Source organism: Pseudonocardia humida, assembly GCF_023898865.1.
Classification (GTDB): Bacteria; Actinomycetota; Actinomycetes; order Mycobacteriales; family Pseudonocardiaceae; genus Pseudonocardia; species Pseudonocardia humida.
Window position 1 is genome coordinate 26,312 of record NZ_JAGSOV010000011.1, and the last position, 19,657, is coordinate 45,968.

At 76.9% G+C, this 19,657-nt stretch carries 20 protein-coding genes; 16 read left to right on the forward strand and 4 right to left on the reverse strand.

The genetic code is table 11. From position 1 onward, the window contains the following. The first annotated feature begins 26 nt into the window (after positions 1 to 26). Positions 27 to 1,070, forward strand: coding sequence for an aminotransferase class V-fold PLP-dependent enzyme (locus tag KDL28_RS05235; protein WP_252436059.1), 1,044 nt, complete (start codon positions 27 to 29; stop codon positions 1,068 to 1,070). A gap of 74 nt (positions 1,071 to 1,144) precedes the next feature. Here the strand turns inward: KDL28_RS05235 and KDL28_RS05240 are convergent, their stop codons facing one another. Together KDL28_RS05240 and KDL28_RS05245 are read right to left on the reverse strand one after the other, a co-directional pair. Then, positions 1,145 to 1,603: a ferritin-like domain-containing protein gene (locus tag KDL28_RS05240; protein ID WP_252436060.1), complete on the reverse strand. Its 459-nt coding sequence runs from the start codon at positions 1,601 to 1,603 to the stop codon at positions 1,145 to 1,147. Then, positions 1,600 to 2,070: a hypothetical protein gene (locus KDL28_RS05245; protein WP_252436061.1), complete on the reverse strand. Its 471-nt coding sequence runs from the start codon at positions 2,068 to 2,070 to the stop codon at positions 1,600 to 1,602. Before KDL28_RS05245 ends, KDL28_RS05240 begins: the two co-directional genes overlap by 4 nt. A gap of 312 nt (positions 2,071 to 2,382) precedes the next feature. On the opposite strand from KDL28_RS05245, the gene rimP reads away from it, so the two are divergent. The 9 genes from rimP (at position 2,383) to KDL28_RS05290 (ending at position 11,628) form a co-directional block, all read left to right on the forward strand. Next, entirely contained in the window at positions 2,383 to 2,949 is a 567-nt protein-coding gene (rimP, locus tag KDL28_RS05250) for a ribosome maturation factor RimP (RefSeq protein WP_252436062.1), read from the forward strand. Continuing rightward, positions 2,946 to 3,965: a transcription termination factor NusA gene (nusA, locus tag KDL28_RS05255; protein WP_252436063.1), complete on the forward strand. Its 1,020-nt coding sequence runs from the start codon at positions 2,946 to 2,948 to the stop codon at positions 3,963 to 3,965. The genes rimP and nusA overlap by 4 nt, the downstream gene beginning before the upstream one ends. Before the next feature lie 203 nt (positions 3,966 to 4,168). Continuing rightward, a complete protein-coding gene (locus KDL28_RS05260; RefSeq protein WP_372496891.1) occupies positions 4,169 to 4,402 on the forward strand; it encodes a YlxR family protein in 234 nt (77 codons plus the stop codon). A gap of 93 nt (positions 4,403 to 4,495) precedes the next feature. Then, positions 4,496 to 7,636 (forward strand): translation initiation factor IF-2, encoded by a 3,141-nt coding sequence (gene infB, locus KDL28_RS05265; RefSeq protein WP_252436065.1) that lies wholly within the window; start codon positions 4,496 to 4,498, stop codon positions 7,634 to 7,636. Between the two features lie 64 nt (positions 7,637 to 7,700). Next, positions 7,701 to 7,997, forward strand: coding sequence for a DUF503 domain-containing protein (locus tag KDL28_RS05270; protein ID WP_252436066.1), 297 nt, complete (start codon positions 7,701 to 7,703; stop codon positions 7,995 to 7,997). Between the two features lie 68 nt (positions 7,998 to 8,065). Next, positions 8,066 to 8,515, forward strand: a complete 450-nt coding sequence (rbfA, locus tag KDL28_RS05275) for a 30S ribosome-binding factor RbfA (RefSeq protein WP_252436067.1) — start codon at positions 8,066 to 8,068, stop codon at positions 8,513 to 8,515. Between the two features lie 56 nt (positions 8,516 to 8,571). Next, a complete protein-coding gene (locus tag KDL28_RS05280; RefSeq protein WP_252436068.1) occupies positions 8,572 to 9,573 on the forward strand; it encodes a DHH family phosphoesterase in 1,002 nt (333 codons plus the stop codon). Positions 9,574 to 9,649: 76 nt separating this feature from the next. Beyond that, positions 9,650 to 10,294 carry a class I SAM-dependent methyltransferase gene (locus tag KDL28_RS05285; protein ID WP_252436069.1) on the forward strand — a complete coding sequence of 215 codons (645 nt, stop codon included), beginning with the start codon at positions 9,650 to 9,652 and terminating at the stop codon, positions 10,292 to 10,294. Beyond that, on the forward strand, positions 10,291 to 11,628 hold the full coding sequence (locus tag KDL28_RS05290) for an MATE family efflux transporter (RefSeq protein WP_252436070.1): 1,338 nt from the start codon (positions 10,291 to 10,293) through the stop codon (positions 11,626 to 11,628). The genes KDL28_RS05285 and KDL28_RS05290 overlap by 4 nt, the downstream gene beginning before the upstream one ends. A 9-nt stretch (positions 11,629 to 11,637) precedes the next feature. Here KDL28_RS05290 and KDL28_RS05295 read toward each other — a convergent pair whose 3' ends face one another. Further along, on the reverse strand, positions 11,638 to 12,321 hold the full coding sequence (locus tag KDL28_RS05295) for a DUF5995 family protein (protein WP_252436071.1): 684 nt from the start codon (positions 12,319 to 12,321) through the stop codon (positions 11,638 to 11,640). Between the two features lie 171 nt (positions 12,322 to 12,492). Here KDL28_RS05295 and KDL28_RS41350 point away from each other — a divergent pair, with 171 nt between their 5' ends. Beyond that, positions 12,493 to 15,408: a helix-turn-helix transcriptional regulator gene (locus KDL28_RS41350; protein ID WP_252436072.1), complete on the forward strand. Its 2,916-nt coding sequence runs from the start codon at positions 12,493 to 12,495 to the stop codon at positions 15,406 to 15,408. A gap of 18 nt (positions 15,409 to 15,426) precedes the next feature. On the opposite strand, the gene KDL28_RS05305 is transcribed toward KDL28_RS41350, so the two are convergent. Then, the gene (locus KDL28_RS05305; RefSeq protein ID WP_252436073.1) at positions 15,427 to 15,996 is read right to left on the reverse strand and encodes an RNA polymerase sigma factor; all 570 of its coding nucleotides are present in this window, start codon (positions 15,994 to 15,996) and stop codon (positions 15,427 to 15,429) included. Between the two features lie 166 nt (positions 15,997 to 16,162). Here KDL28_RS05305 and truB point away from each other — a divergent pair, with 166 nt between their 5' ends. From truB to rpsO, 5 genes are all read left to right on the forward strand, one after another. Beyond that, positions 16,163 to 17,050 (forward strand): tRNA pseudouridine(55) synthase TruB, encoded by an 888-nt coding sequence (truB, locus tag KDL28_RS05310; RefSeq protein ID WP_252436074.1) that lies wholly within the window; start codon positions 16,163 to 16,165, stop codon positions 17,048 to 17,050. 64 nt (positions 17,051 to 17,114) lie between these two features. After that, complete coding sequence (locus KDL28_RS05315) at positions 17,115 to 18,080, forward strand: bifunctional riboflavin kinase/FAD synthetase (RefSeq protein WP_252436075.1); 966 nt, start codon at positions 17,115 to 17,117, stop codon at positions 18,078 to 18,080. A gap of 61 nt (positions 18,081 to 18,141) precedes the next feature. Next, positions 18,142 to 18,780 (forward strand): helix-turn-helix domain-containing protein, encoded by a 639-nt coding sequence (locus KDL28_RS05320; RefSeq protein WP_252436076.1) that lies wholly within the window; start codon positions 18,142 to 18,144, stop codon positions 18,778 to 18,780. Continuing rightward, the gene (locus KDL28_RS05325; RefSeq protein ID WP_252436077.1) at positions 18,780 to 19,166 is read left to right on the forward strand and encodes a 2'-5' RNA ligase family protein; all 387 of its coding nucleotides are present in this window, start codon (positions 18,780 to 18,782) and stop codon (positions 19,164 to 19,166) included. Before KDL28_RS05320 ends, KDL28_RS05325 begins: the two co-directional genes overlap by 1 nt. Before the next feature lie 138 nt (positions 19,167 to 19,304). After that, positions 19,305 to 19,574 carry a 30S ribosomal protein S15 gene (gene rpsO / locus KDL28_RS05330; protein WP_252436078.1) on the forward strand — a complete coding sequence of 90 codons (270 nt, stop codon included), beginning with the start codon at positions 19,305 to 19,307 and terminating at the stop codon, positions 19,572 to 19,574. Positions 19,575 to 19,657: the final 83 nt, after the last annotated feature.

Here is a 19,657-nt window from a genome sequence, read left to right on the forward strand (position 1 = left end):
GTGTCCCCCGCGGTTAGGGTCGGGTGGTGCGCGCGGTCCACGCAGAGAAGTTCGACGTCCCCGACGGCTACCTCAACACCGCCAGCATCGGTGTCCCGCCCTCCGCGGTCGCCGACGCGGTCGCCGCGGCGGTCGACGCCTGGCGGGGCGGGGCGGCCCGTCCACCCGACTACGACGCCCCCGTCGAGCGGGCCCGGGCCGGCTTCGCCGCGCTCGTCGGCGTCGCCCCCGACCGGGTGGCGCTGGGCGCCGCGGTGTCCGGGCAGCTCGGCCTGATCGCCGCGAGCCTGCCCGAGCGGGCCCGCGTGCTCGTCGCCGAAGGCGAGTTCACCAGCGTGACGTGGCCGTTCGCCGCTCAGCACCGCCGCGGCGTCACGGTCGAGGAGGTGCCGCTGGAGCGGATCGGCGAGCGCGCCCCCGAGTTCGACCTGGTGGCGGTGAGCGTCGTGCAGTCCGCCGACGGGCGGGTGGTCGACCTGGCGGCCCTGCGCGCGGCCCGGGAGGCCGGGTGCGCGGTGGTGCTGGACGCCACCCAGTCCCTCGGCTGGTTCGACGCCGACCTGACCTGGGCCGACGCGGTCCTGGTCGCGGGCTACAAGTGGCTGCTCAGCCCGCGCGGTGCCGCGTGGATGGCGCTGCCGGCGGGGAGCAGGCTGGAGCCGGTCGCGCACCAGGCGGGCTGGTCGGCGGGCGCCGATCAGTGGGAGAGCACCTACGGGCTGCCCCTGCGCCTGGCCGAAGGCCCGCGCGGCCTCGGCATCTCCCCGGCGTGGCTGTCCCACGTCGGGGCCGCGGTGGCGCTGCCGTGGCTGGCCGGCCTCGACCGCGCCGCCGTGCAGGCGCACTGCGTCGGCCTGGCCGACGCCTTCCGCGCGGAGCTGGGGATGGGCCCGGGCGGATCGGCGATCGTCTCGGTGCGCCGGGAGGGTGCGGTGGAGCGGCTCACGTCCGCCGGGGTGGTGGTGAGCGCACGGGCCGGGGCGGCGCGGTTGGCCTTCGCGCTCTACAACACCGAGGCCGACGTGGAGATGGCGCTGCGGGCGCTGGCGGCGAGCCAACCCGCGACATGAACCTCATGGGCCTCCCGGGCCCTCCGCAGCCCCACCAGGCACATGTCACGGGTGCGAACCGGGGCGAACGAACCTCAGGTCGGGTCGTCCCGGCCCGGGAAGACCGGGATCGCCGGCGGCGTCCCCGTCACCACCCGCCACCGCGCGCACCGCAGCGTCCCTTCGACGAGCGCGTTGAGCGCGGGTCGGCGCACCGCGGGGTCCGCGCTGCGCTCCAGCAGCGACCGCCACGCCGCGAGGGCGTCGGTCTCGGCGACCCGCAGCAGCCCGGCGGCCGAGTCGGCGTCGACGACGGGCTCCGGCGTGGCGTAGGCCGGCTGGGCGGACACGGCCCGGGCGCCGAGCCGGGACAGGGTGCGCTCCACGGCGCTGCGCAGGCGGAGGTGATCGCGGGCGTCCTGGTCGGCCTGGTCGGCGGCGGGGCCGGTGAGGAAGGCCGCGGCCAGGGAGTAGCACCACAGCGCCGCGTGCTCGGTGGCCAGCGCGGCCTGCAGGCCGTCGATCGCGGCCTGCCGGGCCTCCGCGCCGCTCATCCGAGCACCACCGCGTACGTCGAGCAGCAGGCGGCCACGGCGGCGACCAGGCCGATCCGCTCGGCGGGCAGCGCGACCGCGGCCGCGGCGGCCGCGGCGCCGGACGCCTCGCAGGCCTCGCGGACGCGGGCCATCGGGTCGCGGCCCAGCGCGGGGGCGGGCGGCGGGGCCGGTGGGGTGGCGGCGCGGTCGGGGTCGAGGCGGGTGATCTCGGCCTCCAGCGCGGCCGCGTGCGCGGCCCGCGCGTCCACCAGCGGCTGCAGCGCCTCGGCCAGCGCGCCGTCGGCCGCGATCGCCGCCCGGGCCAGCCCGGCGTCCGCGCGGGCGGCGTCGGCCAGCGCGATCAGCGGGTCGGGCGCGTCGTCGGCGTCGGAGCCGAACGAGCAGCCGCCCGCCGCGGGCACCGCGAGCAGCGCGGCGACCAGCACCCGGCGGCGGGGGACCCCGACCGGGGGTGTTGCGCTCACGAACTCTCCTCACGACGTCCACCCGCGCGGCGCCGGAGCGGTCGGCGCGGACGGGGGCCAATGGTGCCAGCCGGGCGCCGGGCGCCCGTCGGCAGGCGGTCGCCGGGGGCCGTGAGCCGGGCGGGGCGCCCGGCGCGCAGGGGCGGTCGGGGCGCTCGGTCGGCGGCCGGTCGGGGACGTCGATCGGGAGGGTGCTCCGCGGCGGGCCGGGGTGGCGGGCCGCGATAGGCTGGTGGACCTGCCGCGCCCGATGCGTCGGTCCGCGCCCGCTCACCCGTACGCCGCAGACCGGCCAGAACAAGGAGCCCCGCGATGTCCTCCCCCCGCCCGGAACAGGCTGTCGCGCAGCCACCGGGACAGCTGCGCGACGTGCTCGAGCCGCTCGTCGCCGCCGCCGGCTTCGAGCTCGACCAGCTCGACGTGCGGGCCGCGGGGCGCCGGCACACCATCCGGGTCGTGGTCGACTCCGACACCGGGGTCGACCTCGACGACATCGCCGTGCTGTCGCGGACGGTCTCCGCCGAGCTCGACGGCAACGAGCACCTGGTCGGCGGGTCCTACACGCTGGAGGTCACCTCGCCCGGGGTCGACCGCCCGCTCACCGGGGCCCGGCACTGGCGCCGCGCGCACCTGCGCCAGGTCGCCGTGCGCCTGCACGACGGCACCCAGCTGACCGGCCGGGTCGGCGCGGCCGGGGACCACGCGGTCACCCTGCTGGTCGACGGCAAGCTGCGCGAGCTGCGTTACGACGACGTGGCGCACGCCGGTGTCCAGGTCGAGTTCAAGCCGGCCCCCGCGGCCGAGGTCCGGATGCTGACCGGTGACGGTGGCGAGGACGGCGACCGGCAGCGGCAGCGATCCGAGGAGGAGACGGCATGAACGTCGACATCGCCGCGCTGCGGACCATCGAGCGCGAGAAGGACATCCCCTTCGACACGGTCATCGAGGCCATCGAGACGGCGCTGCTGACCGCCTACCGGCACACCGACGGCCACCAGTCGCACGCCCGGATCGACATCGACCGCAAGACGGGCGCGGTGCGGGTGATGGCCCAGGAGCTCACCGCCGACGGCGCGGTCGACACCGAGTGGGACGACACCCCGGAGGGCTTCGGGCGGATCGCCGCCACCACCGCCCGCCAGGTCATCGTGCAGCGCCTGCGCGACGCCGAGCACGAGCGCACCTACGGGGAGTTCGCCGCCAAGGAGGGCGAGATCGTCGCGGGCGTGATCCAGCGCGACGCCCGCGCCAACGCGCGCGGTGTGGTGATCGTGGCACTGGGCGGGGGCACCGAGGGCGTGCTGCCGCAGGCCGAGCAGGTGCCGGGGGAGAGCTACCGGCACGGCGAGCGGATCCGCTGCTACGTGGTGGGTGTGACGCGCGGCATGCGCGGTACGCAGATCACGTTGAGCCGCACGCACCCCAACCTGGTGCGCAAGCTGTTCGCCCTCGAGGTCCCCGAGATCGTCGACGGCTCGGTGGAGATCGTCGCGGTGGCCCGGGAGGCCGGGCACCGGTCCAAGATCGCCGTCCGGTCGACGGTGCCGGGGGTCAACCCCAAGGGCGCCTGCATCGGGCCGGTCGGGGCGCGGGTGCGCGGGGTGATGAGCGAGCTGGCCGGCGAGAAGATCGACATCGTGGACTGGTCCGACGACCCGGCCACGTTCGTCGGCAACGCCCTCTCCCCGTCGAAGGTGGTCTCGGTCACGGTCCTCGACGAGCGCACCCGCACGGCCCGCGTCGTCGTGCCCGACTTCCAGCTCTCCCTCGCCATCGGCAAGGAGGGGCAGAACGCCCGGCTCGCGGCCCGGTTGACCGGGTGGCGGATCGACATCCGCAGCGACGCCGACCCGCGCGGCGCCGTGGACGCCCCGGAGTCGGAGTCGGTCGGCTGAACGGAGCACCGAGCGGTTCCGGGACCCGCGCGGCGCGAGCCCGGGGGGACGCTGCGCTACACTGCGAAGCGGCCCTCGGTTCGAGTCGGGCCCCTGCTCGTCCGTCCCCCGTGGTGGATCACCGATCCGCGACGGGACCGGTTCGGACGTGCATCGGGTGTCGTACCCGCGCCGAGGCCGGCGGTCTGTTGAGAGTCGCCGTGGTGGACGGGGCGGTCGTCCCGGACCCGCGGCGGCGGCTCCCCGGGCGCGGTGCCTGGCTGCACCCGGTCCCGGAGTGCTTGGACCGTGCCGAGCGGCGCTCGGCGTTCCCGCGGGCGTTCCGCGCCGGGGGACCGCTGGACACCGCCCGCGTGCGAGTGCACATCGACACCGTCAACGGGGCTCGGGAAACACCCGGGTCCGGCATAGAAGGAAGCAAGGTCGACCCGTCATGAGCCAGTCGTGAAGATCGCACCATGAACGTGCTTCGACTCTAGGTTCGAGGTCGAGCGGGTCAGCCGCCCGGCCTCCGAGATTCAGGGAGTGCAGTGGCAGGCAAGGCCCGCGTGCACGAGCTCGCCAAGGAGCTCGGCATCAGCAGTAAGCAGGTCCTCAGCAAGCTGGCGGATCTGGGCGAGTACGTGAAGTCCCCGTCGTCGACGGTCGAGGCTCCGGTGGCCCGCAAGCTCCGGGAGTCCGTCTCCGGTGGGGGCGACTCCGGTCGGCCCCGCCCCGGTGGCGGCCGTCCGCGTCCCGGCGGTGGCCCCGCGCCCCGTCCGAGCGCGATGCCCTCGCGCCCCGGCGGCCAGAACGGCGGCCCGGTCCCGGGTCGCCCGCGTCCGCCGCAGGGCCCCCAGGGTCCGCAGCCGTCGCAGACCCCGCAGCCGTCGGCCCCCGCGGCCGCCGGCCCGTCGGCGACCCCGTCGACCGACCGTCCGCGTACCGCCGGACCGGGCCCGCGCCCGGGTCCGCGTCCCGGTCCGGTCCCCGGCCCGAGCCGTCCGGCGCCCCAGCAGCAGCCCCAGCAGCCGGCGCAGGCGCCGGCCGCCCAGGCCCCCGCGGCCCAGGCCCCCGCGGCGCAGGCCCCGGCCGCGCAGGCTCCGCCGGCGCAGTCCCCGGCCGCGCAGTCCCCGGCCCAGCCGGCGACCCAGCGCCCCGGTCCGCGTCCGGCCCAGCCCGGTCAGTCCCGTCCGGCCGCGGCCGACGCGGGCTCGACCGGTGGCGCCACGGTCCCGCCGCGGCCCAGTGGCCCGCGTCCGGGCCCCCGCACCCCGCGGGTCGGCAACAACCCCTTCGGCGTCGGTTCCGGCGCCCCGCCCCGTCCGGCCGCGCCGCGCCCCGGTCCGCCCCCCGCCCAGCAGGGTCCGGGTCAGGGCGGCCAGGGCCAGAGCGGTCCCGGGCAGGGCGGTCCCCGTCCCGGTGGTCCGCGTCCCTCCGCTCCGCGTCCCGGTGCGCCGGGTAGCGGCGGTCCGCGTCCGCCGTCGCCGGGCAACATGCCCCCGCGGCCGAACCCCGGCATGATGCCGGCGCGTCCGGCGGGTGGGCGGCCCGGTGGCGGTCCCGGTGGCCGTGGTGGCCCCGGTGGCGGTCGTCCCGGTGGTCCGGGTGGTCGTCCGGGTGGTCCCGGCGGTCGTCCCGGTGGTGGCGGCGGTGGCTTCCGCCCCGGTGGCGGTGGCCCCGGCGGCGGTGGCGGAGGCGCCCCGGCCGGTGGTGGCTTCCGCGGTGGCGGCGGTCGTCCCGGTGGTGGCGGCGGTCGTGGTCGCGGCGGTGCCGCGGGCGCGTTCGGCCGTCCCGGCGGTCCGGCCCGCAAGGGCCGCAAGTCGAAGCGCCAGAAGCGCCAGGAGTTCGACTCCATGCAGGCCCCGTCCGTCGGTGGCGTGCGGCTGCCGAAGGGCCACGGCGAGACGATCAAGCTCCCGCGCGGCGCCTCGCTGAGCGACTTCGCCGACAAGATCAACGCCAACCCGGCGTCGCTGGTCCAGGTGCTGTTCCACCTCGGCGAGATGGTCACGGCCACGCAGTCGGTGTCCGACGAGATCCTCGAGCTGCTCGGCAGCGAGATGAACTACGCCGTGCAGGTGGTCAGCCCGGAGGAGGAGGACCGCGAGCTGCTCGACAGCTTCTCCATCTCCTACGGCGAGGACGCCGGCGGCGAGGAGGACCTGGTCATCCGGCCGCCGGTGGTCACCGTCATGGGTCACGTCGACCACGGCAAGACGCGCCTGCTGGACACGATCCGCAAGGCCAACGTCATGGAGGGCGAGGCGGGCGGCATCACCCAGCACATCGGCGCCTACCAGGTCGTCACCGAGCTGGAGGGCTACGAGCGCCCGATCACCTTCATCGACACCCCGGGTCACGAGGCGTTCACCGCCATGCGTGCCCGCGGCGCGAAGTCCACGGACATCGCGGTGATCGTGGTCGCCGCCGACGACGGCGTCATGCCGCAGACGGTGGAGGCGATCAACCACGCCCAGGCCGCCGACGTGCCGGTCGTGGTCGCGGTGAACAAGATCGACAAGGAGGGGGCCAACCCCGACAAGATCCGCCAGCAGCTGACCGAGTACAACCTGGTCGCCGAGGAGTACGGCGGCGACACGATGTTCGTGGACATCTCCGCGAAGCAGGGCACGAACATCGACCAGCTGCTCGAGGCGATCCTGCTGACCGCCGACGCCAGCCTCGACCTCCGGGCCAACCCGGACATGGAGGCCCAGGGCGTGGCGATCGAGGCCCACCTCGACCGCGGTCGCGGTCCGGTGGCCACGGTGCTGGTGCAGCGCGGCACGCTGCGGGTCGGCGACTCGATCGTCGCGGGCGACGCCTCCGGGCGCGTCCGGCGGATGTTCGACGAGCACGGTGGCGACGTCACCGAGGCCTACCCGTCGCGTCCGGTGCAGGTCATCGGGTTCACCTCGGTGCCGGGCGCGGGCGACACCTTCCTGGTCGTCGACGAGGACCGGGTCGCCCGCCAGATCGCCGACCGGCGCCGCGCTCGCGAGCGCAACGCCGAGCTGGCGAGCCGGCGCAAGCGGGTCAGCCTGGAGGACCTGGACGCCGCGCTGAAGGAGACCAACCAGCTCAACCTGATCATCAAGGGTGACAACTCGGGTACCGTCGAGGCCCTCGAGGACGCGCTCATGAAGATCGAGGTCGGCGACGACGTCGAGCTGCGGGTCATCCACCGCGGCGTCGGTGGGATCACCGAGGGCGACATCAACCTCGCCATCGCCGACAACGTCATCGTCCTGGGCTTCAACGTCCGGGCCGAGGGCAAGGCGACCGAGCTGGCCACCCGCGAGGGCGTGGAGATCCGCTACTACACGGTGATCTACCAGGCCATCGAGGAGATCGAGCAGGCCCTGCGCGGCATGCTCAAGCCGGAGTTCGAGGAGGTGGAGCTCGGCCGCGCCGAGGTCCGCCAGGTGTTCCGGTCCTCGCGCTTCGGGTCGATCGCCGGTTGCCTGGTGATGGGCGGGCTCATCCGCCGCAACGCCAAGGCGCGCCTGATCCGCGACAGCGTGGTGGTCGCCGACAACCTGTCGATCGCCTCGCTGCGCCGGGAGAAGGACGACGTCGTGGAGGTCCGCGAAGGTTTCGAGTGCGGTATCACGCTCGGGAACTACAACGACATCAGGGACGGCGACGTCATCGAGACCTTCGAGATGCGGGAGAAGCCGCGGAGCTGACGCAGCACGGAGGGGCCGGCCGACCCGGCCGGCCCCTCCGGCGTCGGGCCGCGGTGTGACGCGCATGTTCGTCGGTGTGCTGGAGCTGGACGTCCTGCTCGGGGACGTCCACTCGTTGAAGGAGAAGAGGTCGGTGGTCCGGCCGGTGGTCGCCGAGCTGCGCCGCAGGTTCGCGGTGTCCGCGGCCGAAGCCGGCCACCTCGACCTGCACCGCCGGGCGCTGGTCGGGGTGAGCTGCGTCGCTCCCGATCACGCCCACGTCGTCGAGCTCCTCGACCGGTGCGAGCGGATGGTCGCCGCCCGCCCCGAGTTCGAGCTGCTCTCGGCGCGTCGGCGGTTGCTGGGCCCGGAGGACGACTGAGCCGTGTGTGAAGAGCCGCCACAACGGCGACTCCCATGCATCGGGCTCGACGGAGGAGGCGACTGCACATGGTGGACCACGCGCGGGCGCGGCGGTTGTCCAAGCGCATCTCGCAGATCGTGGCGGACGCCTTGGAGCACGAGGTCAAGGACCCGCGGCTGAAGATGGTGACGATCACCGACACCCGGGTCACCGGGGATCTGCGCGAAGCGACGGTGTACTACACGGTGCTCGGCGAGACGGTCGAGGCCGACCCCGACACGGCGGGTGTGGCCGCGGCGCTGGCCAGCGCGACGGGCGTGCTCCGCACGAAGGTCGGGGCCGGCACCGGCATCCGGCACACCCCGTCGCTGGCGTTCGTGCTCGACCAGGTGCCCGACGAGGCCCGCCGGATGGAGGAGCTGCTCGCCCGCACCCGGGAGTCGGACGCCGAGGTGGCCCGCTTGGCCGCGACGGCCAGCCCGGCCGGTGAGGCCGACCCGTACCGGGTCCCCCGCGAACCCGCCGACCCGGAGTGATCCGGCGATGACACGGCGGGGCCCTGGCCGGAGGTGGCCGGAATGAGCAGAGCGGAATGATCCCGCAGCGGCCCGACGCGTCCGCGGTGAGCGACGCGGCGGCGCTGCTCACCACCGCCCGCGAGGTCACGCTGCTGGCCCACCTCAACCCGGACGCCGACGCGCTCGGCAGCGCGCTGGCCCTGGCGATCGCGCTGCACCGGCGCGGCGCCGCCGTGCAGGTCTCGTTCGCCACGCCGGACGAGTTCCCCGAGACGCTGCGCCCGCTGGACGCGCTGGGTCTGGTCGTGCCGTCCGACGAGGTGTGGCCTGCGCCGGAAGTGCTGGTGTCCTGCGACGCCGCCGACCCGGGTCGGCTCGGCCACCTGGCCGACCGGCTCGTCACCGCGGGCGCCTCGGTCATGATCGACCACCACGCGTCCAACCCGGGCTTCGGCACCGTCCAGGTCCTCGACCCGCAGGCCGAGGCGACCGTCGTGCTGGTGCACGAGGTGCTGGTGGAGATGGGTGTCGGGCTCGACGCCGACATCGCCCGCTGCCTGTACGCGGGCCTGGTCACCGACACCCGCGGCTTCCGCACCGCGGGCCGCTCGGCGCACCTGCTGGCCGCGGACCTGATCGCGGCCGGGGTGCACCCGCCCGACGTGGTCGGGCCGCTGATGGACACCCACCCGTTCAGCTGGCTGGCCGCGCTGGGCGAGATCATCGCCGGGGCGCGGCTGGAGGCCGCCGCGGCGGGCGGGCTGGGCCTGGTGCACGCGCGCGTCCCGTTCGAGATCAGCTCGCGCTTCCGCCCCGCGGAGGTCGACAGCGTGATCGACGTGGTGCGCACGGCGGGCGAGGCGGAGGTGGCCGCGGTCTTCAAGCAGGTCGGGCCGCAGCGCTGGGTGGTGTCCCTGCGCTCGAACGGCCGGGTGGACGTGGCCGCGGCCGCGGTCGCGATGGGGGGTGGGGGGCATCCCGTGGCGGCCGGGTTCACCGCGGACGGCCCGCCGGAGGTGCTGCTCGGCGTGCTGCGCGGGGCCCTGTCGGCGGACCGGCCCCGGCTCGTGGGCTGAGCGGGCGCGCGTTCGACCGGCGGCGCCCGGTGCGGGGCACCTCGATACGGTGATCGCAGTCGAGTCGAGGAGACCCATGACGTCCGAACCCGCGCCCGGCGGTACCGCGGCCCGTCCCACCCCGGGGCCCGTCGCGGCCCGTCGCGCGTTCCTCTCCGCGGCCCTGCGCCGCCCGGCGACGATGGGCGCGGTGGCGCCCAGCTCGGAGCGCCTGGGCGCGGTGCTCGCCTCGATCGTGCCCTCGCAGGGCGAGCCGGTGGTCGTCGAGCTCGGTCCGGGCACCGGGGCGGTCAGCGCGGTGATCTCGCGGCGGCTGCCCGCAGGCGGGCGGCACCTGGCCGTGGAGCTCGACCCGGACATGGTCGCCTACCTGAACCGGACCCGCCCGGAGCTGGAGGTCGTGCAGGGCAACGCCGCGCACCTGAGCGCGCTGCTGGCCGAGCGCGGCGTGGCCCGGGTCGACGCGGTGATCTGCGGGCTGCCCTGGGCGCTGTTCGACGACGCCACCCAGGCCGAGCTGCTGGGCGGCATCAGCGCGGCCGTGGGCCCGACCGGGGCGTTCACCACGTTCGCCTACCTGCACGGCATGACGCTGGCCGCGGCCCGCCGCTTCCGCGCCTCGCTGCGCCACACCTTCGACGAGGTCGTGGTCAGCGCCACGGTGTGGCGCAACCTGCCGCCGGCGTTCGTCTACGTCTGCCGCCGGCCCCTGCTGCCGTGACCGGCCGCGCGCCGGACCCCGACCGGGTCCCGGCGCGCGCGGTGCTGCGGCTGGCCGCGCCCGCGCTGCCGGTGCTGGCGGCCGAACCGCTCTACCTGCTGGTCGACACGGCCGTCGTCGGCAGGCTCGGGGCACTGGCGCTGGCCGCGCTGGCCGTGGCGGGGGTGGTGTTCGTCCAGGTCACCAGCCAGCTGAACTTCCTGTCCTACGGCACCACGGCCCGCGCCGCGCGGCTGCACGGCGCGGGCAGGCGGGCCGACGCGGTGGGCGAGGGCGTGCAGGCGACCTGGCTCGCGCTGGCGGTCGGGTTGGTGGTGCTGGGCGTGGGCCAGCTCGTGGCCGGCCCGGTCACCCGCGCCCTGGGCGACCAGCCGGAGATCGCCGGACCGGCGGAGTCCTGGCTGCGGGTCGCGCTCATCGGGGCTCCGCTGGTGCTGGTCACGCTGGCCGGCAACGGCTGGATGCGCGGCGTGCAGGACACCCGGTCCCCGCTGGTGTTCGTGCTGGCGGGCAACGGCCTGTCCGCGCTGGCCTGCCCGGTGCTGGTGCACGGCATCGGCGGCTGGGAGGGCATGGGCCTGGTCGGCTCGGCGACGGCGAACGTCATCGGGCAGAGCCTGGCGGCCGCGCTGTTCCTCGGCGCGCTGACCCGCGCCGGGGCCGACTCGATCCGCCCCCGACCCGCGGTGCTGGTCCAGCAGCTCGCGCTGGGCCGCGACCTGCTGACCCGCAGCCTGGCCTTCCAGGCGTGCTTCCTGTCCGCGGCCGCGGTGGCCACCCGCTTCGGGGCCGGGGCCGCCGCGGCGCACCAGGTCGTGCTGCAGCTGTGGAACTTCATGGCACTGGTGCTGGACGCGGTGGCGATCGCGGCGCAGTCGCTGGTCGGCGCGGCGCTGGGCGGCGGGAGCGCCGCGCGGGCCAAGGCGCTGGCCGCCCAGGTCACCCGGTACGGGCTGGTGCTCGGGATCGGGTTCGGCGCGGTGTTCGCGGCGCTGGTGGGGGTGCTGCCCCCGGTGTTCACGCCGGACCCGGTGGTGCTCGCCGCGATCGTCGTGCCGTGGTGGTTCTTCGCCGCGCTGCAGCCGATCGCCGGGGTCGTGTTCGCGATCGACGGGGTGCTGCTGGGCGCCGGGGACGCCGCCTACCTGCGCACCACCACCCTGCTCGCGGCCGTGCTGGGCTTCCTGCCGCTGATCTGGGCGTCGCTGGTCTTCGGCTGGGGGCTGGCCGGGATCTGGTCGGGGCTGGCCGGGTTCATGCTGGTGCGGCTGGCGGCGGTGCTGGCCCGGCTGCGGACCGGGCGGTGGGCGGTGGTCGGCGTGCAGCGGCCCTGACCGGGCGGGTCAGGGCAGCCCGAGCAGCCGCCGCCCGAGCCAGGTGGCGATCGCGTCGAGCTTCTCCGCCGAGCGCAGCCTGCGGGCCTCGTCGGCGCCGTCGGTCCACACCTCGCGGGCCTCGTCCCAGGCGAGGTCGCGGGTGAAGCGGACGGCGAGGTCGGTCAGGTGCCCGGCCTCGCCTGCGCCGAGCTCCTCGCGCAGCGGGTCGACCGCGGTCTCGACGGTGTCGACGAGCAGGCAGTAGTCGAGGTACTGGGCGGAGGCGGGGCCGCCGTCGTCGGGTGGGACGTGCTCCCAGGTGCTGACGAGCGCGGCGGCGAGGTCGAGGTTGAGGTGGGCGTTCACCCCGGCGACGGCGAAGGCCGCCGCAGGCGTCGACGGGTCGGCCCGGTTGTCGAGCAGCAGCCGCCACGCCGCGGGCACCTCCCGGGCGTCGGCGGTACGGCCGCCCAGCGCGGTGGCGAACCGGTCGGCGAGCTCGGTCTCCAACCGCGCCAGGAACGCGGGTGCGGCGAACCGGCCCTCACCCAGGAGGTCGGCGACCCGGGCGGTGATGTCGCGGTACAGGCCGGTGCACACGACGATCCCGTCGGTGGTCCCCGCCGTCGCGGTGGCGAGCGCGTGGTCGTGGACCTCGGCGAGCCTGCGCAGCACCTCGTCGATCGGCCCGGCCTCTCCGGTCGGCGGCATCGTCCTCCTTCGGTGAAACGGAGCCGTCCAGGATGACGAGCACCCCGACATGGACGTGATACATCCGCGCGGGCTGCCCGGAGGGACGGCCACGATCGGGGATCCTTCGATCACGGACAGCACCCGGATGCCGCCTGCCGCTGGTCGGTTCGGCCGATTAACGTCGCCCACGTGAGCGGGCGCTCGATCCCTCCCCCCGCGGTCGGGCGGATCCTCGTGGGGCGCGACAGGGAGCGCGCCCGGCTGGGCGCCGCGCTGGCCGAGGCGGCCGCCGGGCGGATGGCGGCGGTCTTCGTCACCGGGGAGGCGGGTGTCGGCAAGTCCCGGCTGGTCGCCGAGCTGGTCGCGCAGGCGCGGGCGGGCGGGGCCGTCGTCCTGGCCGGCGCCGCCTCCGGGGTCGCCGGGAGCCCACCGTTCCGCCCGGTGCTCTCCGGGCTGCGCGCGCTGCGGAGCTCCCGGGACGCCACCGAGCCGCCCGAGCCGTGGGCCGACCGGCTCGACGAGCTGCTCGCGGCCGCGCCGACCGGGGCCGCGCCCTCGCGGGCCGAGGTGATGGACCTGCTGCACCGGGCCGTGCTGCGGCTGGCCGAGACCTCGGTGGTGGTCCTGGTGGTGGAGGACCTGCAGTGGGTCGACCGGTCCACGCGCGACCTGCTCGCGTACCTGGTCGCCGACCCGCCCCCCGGGCGGGTGCTGCTGGTCGCCACGCACCGCACGGGCCGCCGCCCGGACACCGCCTCCGCCCGCGTGCTGATCGGTGAGCTGGCCCGCCACCAGCGGGTCCGCACCGTCGACGTCGCCCCGCTGGCCCGCGCGGCGGTGGCGGAGCTGGTGGAGTCGGCCGCGCCCGGGCGGCCGGAGCTGGTCGAGCTGGTGTGGCAGCGCTCGGCGGGCAACGCGCTCATCGCCGAGCAGACCCTGCTCGCCGCCCTGGACGGCGACCCGCTGGCGCTGCCCGTGGGCCTGCGCGAGCTGGTGCTGTCGCGGCTGGCCCTGCTGTCCGGCGACGCGCTGCGCGCGGTCCGGGCCGTCGCGGTGGCCGACGGCCCGTTGCCGCACCGGCTGCTGGAGGCCGTGCTGGGCGGCGGCGGCGAGCTGCTCGGCGCGCTGCGCGAGGCCGCCGATGCCGGGATCGTCGTCGCCGAGGACGCGGGGGAGGCCCACCGCGACTCCTACCGGCTGCCCAACGGGCTGCTCACCGAGGTGGTCCGGCGCGAGCTGCTGCCCGGTGAGCGGATCGACCTGCACCGCCGCTACGCCGCGGCGTTGTCCGCGGGGTGGGCGCGCGAGCTGCCCGGTGTCGACATCCGGCTCGCGCACCACTGGCACGCCGCGGGCGAGGACGGGCCGGCGCTGGCCGCCGCCGTCGCCGCGGCGCGGTCGGCCGAGGCCGCGCACGACCTCGCCGCGGCGCACCGGCACTGGCTGCGCGCCGCCGGGCTGGCCGGTCGCTCCCGCGGGGAGGTGACCGTCGACCGGACGGGCTGCCTGGAGCGCGCGGCCGAGTGCGCCCACCTGGCAGGCGATCCCGCCGCGGCGGTCGTGGCGCTGTCCGCCGTCGCCGGATCCGGCGAGCGGGCCCGGGCGGAGCGGGCCGCGCGGCTGGCCGAGTACCTGCTGGCGGCGGGCCGCGGCCGGGAGGCCGGTCCGCTGCTCGACCGGGCCGGTGCGGCGCGGGACGCCGGGGCCGAGGTGCTGGGCGCGCGGGCCGAGCTGCTGTGGGCCGCGGGGGAGGTCTCGGGGGCCCAGGAGACCGCGGGGCGGCTGCTGGGCGTGGTCGGGTCGGCCGCCCCGGCGGCGCGGGCCCGGTGCCTGGCGGTGCTGGGCGCGAGCAGGCGCGACCCGGCCGCGGGTGAGGTCCTGCTGCGCGAGGCGGTGGCGACGGCCGAGCGGTCGGGCGACCCGGCCGCCATCGCCCGGACCCACCGCGGCCTGGCCGAGCTGCTGTGCGGCCCGCTCGACGAGCCCGCCCGCGGCGCGGAGGCCGCCGTCGCCGGCGCCGACCGGGCCGCCGCGCTGGGCATGGCCCGCGGCGCGGGCGCCGGCCTGCTGGCCGTGGCCGCCGCCGGGCTGTTCGGCCTGGGCCGCTGGGACGAGGCCGCGGCGGTCCTGGAGCGGGCCTGGCGGACGGCGCCGACGGGCGTCGCCGAGCTGGAGGTGCGGCTGGCGCGGGCCCGGCTGAGCACCGCCCGCGGCCGCTTCGCCGACGCCGAGGACGACCTCGCGGCGGCGCGGCCGCTCGCGGCCGGCACCCCGGGCCCCCACCACCGCGTCGCGCTGCTGACCGCGGCCGCCGACCTGGCCCTGTGGCGGCTGCGCCCGGACCTCGCGCTCGACCACGTGGCCGCCGCGCTCGACGTCCTGGAGCAGGGCCCCGACCAGCCGGAACCGCTCGCCGCGGTGCTGGAGCGGGGCGCGCGGGCCCGGGCCGAGCTGACCCGCCTGGGCGTCCGGCGTCCCGACGACGGGCTGACCGCCCGATCGCGCCGCCACGGCGACGAGCCGGCCCGCCGGGCGGCGGAACCGACACCGTCGGCGCGGGCCGGTGCGCTGGGCAGGCTCGCCGAGGAGGGCCGCGCCGCCGACCGGTCCGACCCGCAGGCCTGGGAGCGGGTCGTGCGGGCCTGGGCCGACCTGGGCAGGCCCTACCCGACCGCCTACGGGCACCTGCGCCGGGCCGAGGGGCTGCTGGCCCGGCGGGCCAACTCGGCGGCCGGGGTCACCGCGCTGCGCGAGGCCGCCCGGACGGCCGAAGGGCTGGGCGCAGTGCCGCTGCTCACCGAGGTCCGCGAGCTGGCCGAGCGGGCGCGCGTGCGGCTCGCCGGCGCCGACCCGGTCCCCGCCGCGGCGGTCGGGGCCCGCGCCGACGAGGACGACGAGCTGGACGCCCTGACCGCCCGCGAGCTGGAGGTCCTGGTCGAGCTGGCCGGCGGGCGGACCAACCGGGAGATCGCCGGGCGGCTGTTCATCAGCGAGAAGACCGTGGGCGTCCACGTCAGCCGGATCTACGCGAAGATCGGCGTGCACAGCCGGGTGCAGGCCAGCGCGGTGCTGCTGCGCTGCCGCCCCGAGCGCCGCCGCCGCTGAGGCCGGGCCCGGCACCGCTCAGCCCACGGGGGCCGGTTCGGCCTCGAACCGGGCGCGGACCTGGTCCAGCACCCGGGCCCGGGTCGGCCCCAGGCTGCCCACCGGGATGCCGGTGATCCGCGACACCTCGGCGTAGGGGCGCGCCTCCCCGCCGAACAGCGCCCGCATCACCGTGCGCCCCCGCGGCGGCAGCCCGCCGATGATGTCCCACAGGCGGGCGGCGGTGTCGGCGTCGACCACCCGCTGCTCGACGTCGTCGACCGGGGCGGGCACTGCGTCCATGCCGCTGACCACTGTGCCCCGGCCCTCGCGCAGGATGCGCAGGCACTCCCGGGAGGCGGTGGTGGCCAGCCAGCCGCCGAGCCGGTCCGGGTCGCGCACCGCGGCGAGGTTCTCCAGCAGCCGCAGCCAGGTGCGCTGCTCGGCGTCGCGGGCGTCGGCGTCCTGCAGGCGGAACGAGCGGGTCACCCCGCGGACCAGGTCGCCGTACCGGCGCAGGATCTCGGCCCACGCGCGGTCGTCCCCCTGGCCGGCCAGGGCCAGCAGGTCGGCGACGGCGGGGGTGGCGGGGACCGGCGGACGGGTCATGGGCGCTCCTCGGTCGACGGGCCGGGTCGGGGGCCGCGGCCCCGTCCACCTTCACGGCCCGACTGCGTTGCGTCGTCAGGGCAACGCCCTACGTGGCCGCCCGAGGACGCCCTACTTCTGCGGAGCCGGTGCGCCCTGGCCGCCGCCCGGCGGGGACAATCGCCCGATGACGGCGACGACGACCGCGTCCGGCCTCGTCGTGGTGGCCAAGCCGGACGGCCTCACCTCCCACGACGTGGTGGCCCGGCTGCGGCGGATCCTGCGCACCCGCAAGGTCGGCCACGCCGGCACGCTCGACCCGATGGCGACCGGCGTGCTGGTGTGCGGGGTCGGCCGGGGCACCAAGCTGCTGGGGCACCTGGCGCTGGACACCAAGGCCTACACCGCCACCATCCGGCTGGGCGCCGTCACGACCACCGACGACGCCGAGGGCGAGGTCGTCTCCACGGCCGACGCGTCGGGGGTGGGCGAGGACGCCGTGCTGGCCGGCATGGCCGCGCTGACCGGGGCCATCGAGCAGGTGCCCAGCTCGGTCAGCGCCATCAAGGTCGACGGCAAGCGGGCCTACGCGATGGTCCGGGCCGGGGAGCAGGTGGTGCTGGCGGCCCGCCCGGTCACCGTGTCGGACTTCACACTGCTGGCCCGCCGCGACGGCGACGGCCACGTCGACCTGGACGTGCGGGTGGAGTGCACCTCCGGCACCTACGTGCGCGCGCTGGCCCGCGACCTGGGCGCCGGGCTCGGCGTCGGGGGCCACCTCACCGCCCTGCGGCGCACCCGGGTCGGCCCGTTCACCCTGGAACACGCCCGCACGCTGGAGCAGCTGGAGGCCGATCCCGGGCTCTCGCTGCCGCTGGACGAGGCCGTCTCGGTCGCGTTCGCGCGCCGCGACGTCGACGCCGCGCTGGCCACCGACCTGTCCCACGGCCGCCCGCTGCCCCCGGCCGACCTGCCCGGCACCTACGGCGTCTTCGGACCGGACGGCGCGGTGATCGCGCTGGTCAGCGAGCGCGAGGGGCTGGCGCGCCCGGTCGTGGTGCTCGCACCGGCGTGACCACGCGACCGGCGCGCGGTGCCGTCCCGCAGCGCGCCGCACGGGTTTCCGTAGGCTCCGCGGTGTGCAGCGCTGGCGTGGCCTGGAGGCCGTTCCGAACGGATGGGGGCGCAGCGTCGTCACCGTCGGGGTCTTCGACGGGGTGCACCGCGGGCACCAGCAGCTGATCGGGCACGCGGTGCGCCGGGGCCGGGAGCGCGACCTGCCCGTGGTCGTCGTGACGTTCGACCCGCACCCCGCCGAGGTGGTCCGCCCCGGCAGCCACCCCGCCCGGCTGACCGCGCTCGGCCGGCGCGCCGACCTCGTGGCCGAGCTGGGCGTGGAGGCGTTCTGCGTGCTGCCGTTCAGCGTGGAGCTCTCCCGCACCCCGCCCGCCGAGTTCGCCCACGAGGTGCTCGTCGAGCGGCTGCACGCGGCCGACGTGGTGGTCGGGCGCAACTTCACCTTCGGCCACCGCGCCCAGGGCGACGTGGCCATGCTGACCCGGCTGGGGGAGCGGTTCGGCTTCGGCGTCGAGGGCCTCGACCTGATCACCGACGACGGCGTCACGTTCTCCTCGACCTACATCCGCTCCTGCATCGACGCCGGCGACGTCGAGGCGGCCACGACCGCGCTGGGTCGCCCGCACCGCGTCGAGGGGGTGGTCGTGCACGGCGACCGCCGCGGCCGCGAGCTCGGCTTCCCCACGGCCAACGTCTCCGCCCCGCCGTTCACGGCGCTGCCCGCCGACGGCGTCTACGCGGGCCGGTTCGCGATCTCCCCGACCGGCGTCGGCGCGCCGGGCGCGGGCGGGGCGCCGGAGCGGCGGCTGCCCGCGGCGATCTCGGTGGGCACCAACCCGACGTTCTCCGGGCGCGAGCGCACCGTCGAGGCCTACGTCCTCGACGTCGACGAGGACTTCTACGGCTTCGAGGTCGCCGTGGACTTCACCCACCGGCTGCGCGGGCAGGAGCGCTTCGACGACGTCGACGCGCTGGTCACCCAGATGCACAAGGACGTGGCCCGCACCCGCGAGCTGCTCGGCGGCTGACCCGGCACGGGTTTGCCCGTTCGGCCACGAAGCGGCCCCCGCTCCTGCGAGCATGCCCGGTATGACAGCGGTGATCGGCGGGGCGATCGGTGGGGTGGCCGGTGGGGTGGCCGGTGGGGTGACCGGCGGGACGGCGGGGCGGATCGCGGCGAACCGCGAGCGGCAGCGCGAGCTCTACGGCGCCCCCCTGGGAGACCGGGTCCGCGCGCTGACCGCGGCCCTGCGGGTCTCGCAGGCGCGGCTGGCCAAGGCGCTCGGGCTCAGCCCGGCGATGCTCAGCCAGCTGGCCAGCGCCCGCCGGGTGAAGATCGGCGACCCGGCCGTGCTGGCCCGGCTGCTCCTGCTCGACCAGCGCTGCCGCGCCCTGCCCGAGCGGCCCGGCGCCCGCGCGGTCGAGGCGCTGCTGGCCGAGGTCGCGGCGGCCCGCTGGCACTGGTCGGGAGGCGCGCCGAGCCCTGGCCCGGGGCGTCCGCTGCGCCGGGTGGCCCCCCGGACCCCGTCGGCCGCGGACGCGCTGCGCACCGTCGCGGAACCGGCCCGGCTCGCGGCCGCGGCGGCCGCGCTGGGCACCGCGTTCCCCGAGCTGGCCGAGGTGCTGCGCCAGGCGGCCGCGCGGCCGCGGGCCGCGGGTCGGCCGGGACCGGGGAGCCGCCGCCGGGGTGGCGTGTCGTCGACCCCGCCACCTGGCACATCACGCTGATGTTCTACGGCGAGGCCGACCCCGGGGTGCTCGCCCGCCGGCTCGACCGGGCCGCGCTCGGGCTGCCCGCTCCGCGGCTGCGCACCGCGGGCGCGGGTGCGTTCGACGGGGTGCGGTGGGCCGGCGTGCAGGCCGAGCCCGCCGCGGAGCTGCGCGGGTTGGTGGAGGTGGTCGGCGGGCAGGGGGAGCGGTTCGTGCCGCACGTGACGCTGCTGCGCCGCCGGGCCCGGCCGGGTCCGGCGGCCGTGGCCGACCCGCCCACCCCGTGGGCCGGGCACGGCGGACCGTGGTGGCGGCCCGCGGACCTGCTGCTGGTCAGCAGCGAACCGGCGCGCGGCGGGTCGCGCTACCGGGTGGTCCACCGGGTGCCGCTGCAGGGCGGGTAGCCGCCGCCCCGTGGGGCGTTCGATCGTTGCTGGTACCGTTGGACGCGGGTCCGGCTGCAGTCCGTGGCGGCCGCGCACCGTCTCCGGCTCCCCTCGTGCGGAGCCCGGCCTCACGGCACAGCAACGAAAGAGGACCACGTGGCACTCGACGCCGCACAGAAGAAGACCATCCTGACGTCCTACGGGGTGCACGAGACCGACACCGGGTCCCCCGAGGCCCAGGTCGCCCTGCTCACCAAGCGCATCAGCGACCTCACCGAGCACCTCAAGATGCACAAGCACGACCACCACTCCCGGCGCGGTCTGCTGCTGCTGGTCGGCCGCCGCCGCCGGCTGCTGAAGTACCTGCGCCAGGTGGATGTGGCGCGCTACCGCTCCCTGATCGAGCGCCTCGGCATCCGCCGCTGAACCACCCGTGGCCCGGTCCGCCTGCTGGCGGGCCGGGCCGCGGTCCGATTTACTGCACGCGACAAGACCAGCACGACGAGCAC

Excerpts from the sequence above, each read along its gene's own strand:
- truB (WP_252436074.1), top strand. The coding sequence starts at position 16,163 with ATGACGGCGACGACGACCGCGTCCGGCCTCGTCGTGGTGGCCAAGCCG.
- KDL28_RS05325 (WP_252436077.1), top strand. The coding sequence starts at position 18,780 with ATGTTCTACGGCGAGGCCGACCCCGGGGTGCTCGCCCGCCGGCTCGAC.
- rimP (WP_252436062.1), top strand. The coding sequence starts at position 2,383 with ATGTCCTCCCCCCGCCCGGAACAGGCTGTCGCGCAGCCACCGGGACAG.
- nusA (WP_252436063.1), top strand. The coding sequence starts at position 2,946 with ATGAACGTCGACATCGCCGCGCTGCGGACCATCGAGCGCGAGAAGGAC.
- KDL28_RS05305 (WP_252436073.1), bottom strand. The coding sequence starts at position 15,996 with ATGACCCGTCCGCCGGTCCCCGCCACCCCCGCCGTCGCCGACCTGCTG.
- KDL28_RS05280 (WP_252436068.1), top strand. The coding sequence starts at position 8,572 with ATGATCCCGCAGCGGCCCGACGCGTCCGCGGTGAGCGACGCGGCGGCG.
- KDL28_RS05270 (WP_252436066.1), top strand. The coding sequence starts at position 7,701 with ATGTTCGTCGGTGTGCTGGAGCTGGACGTCCTGCTCGGGGACGTCCAC.
- KDL28_RS05320 (WP_252436076.1), top strand. The coding sequence starts at position 18,142 with ATGACAGCGGTGATCGGCGGGGCGATCGGTGGGGTGGCCGGTGGGGTG.
- KDL28_RS05240 (WP_252436060.1), bottom strand. The coding sequence starts at position 1,603 with ATGAGCGGCGCGGAGGCCCGGCAGGCCGCGATCGACGGCCTGCAGGCC.
- KDL28_RS05285 (WP_252436069.1), top strand. The coding sequence starts at position 9,650 with ATGACGTCCGAACCCGCGCCCGGCGGTACCGCGGCCCGTCCCACCCCG.
- KDL28_RS05295 (WP_252436071.1), bottom strand. The coding sequence starts at position 12,321 with ATGCCGCCGACCGGAGAGGCCGGGCCGATCGACGAGGTGCTGCGCAGG.
- rbfA (WP_252436067.1), top strand. The coding sequence starts at position 8,066 with ATGGTGGACCACGCGCGGGCGCGGCGGTTGTCCAAGCGCATCTCGCAG.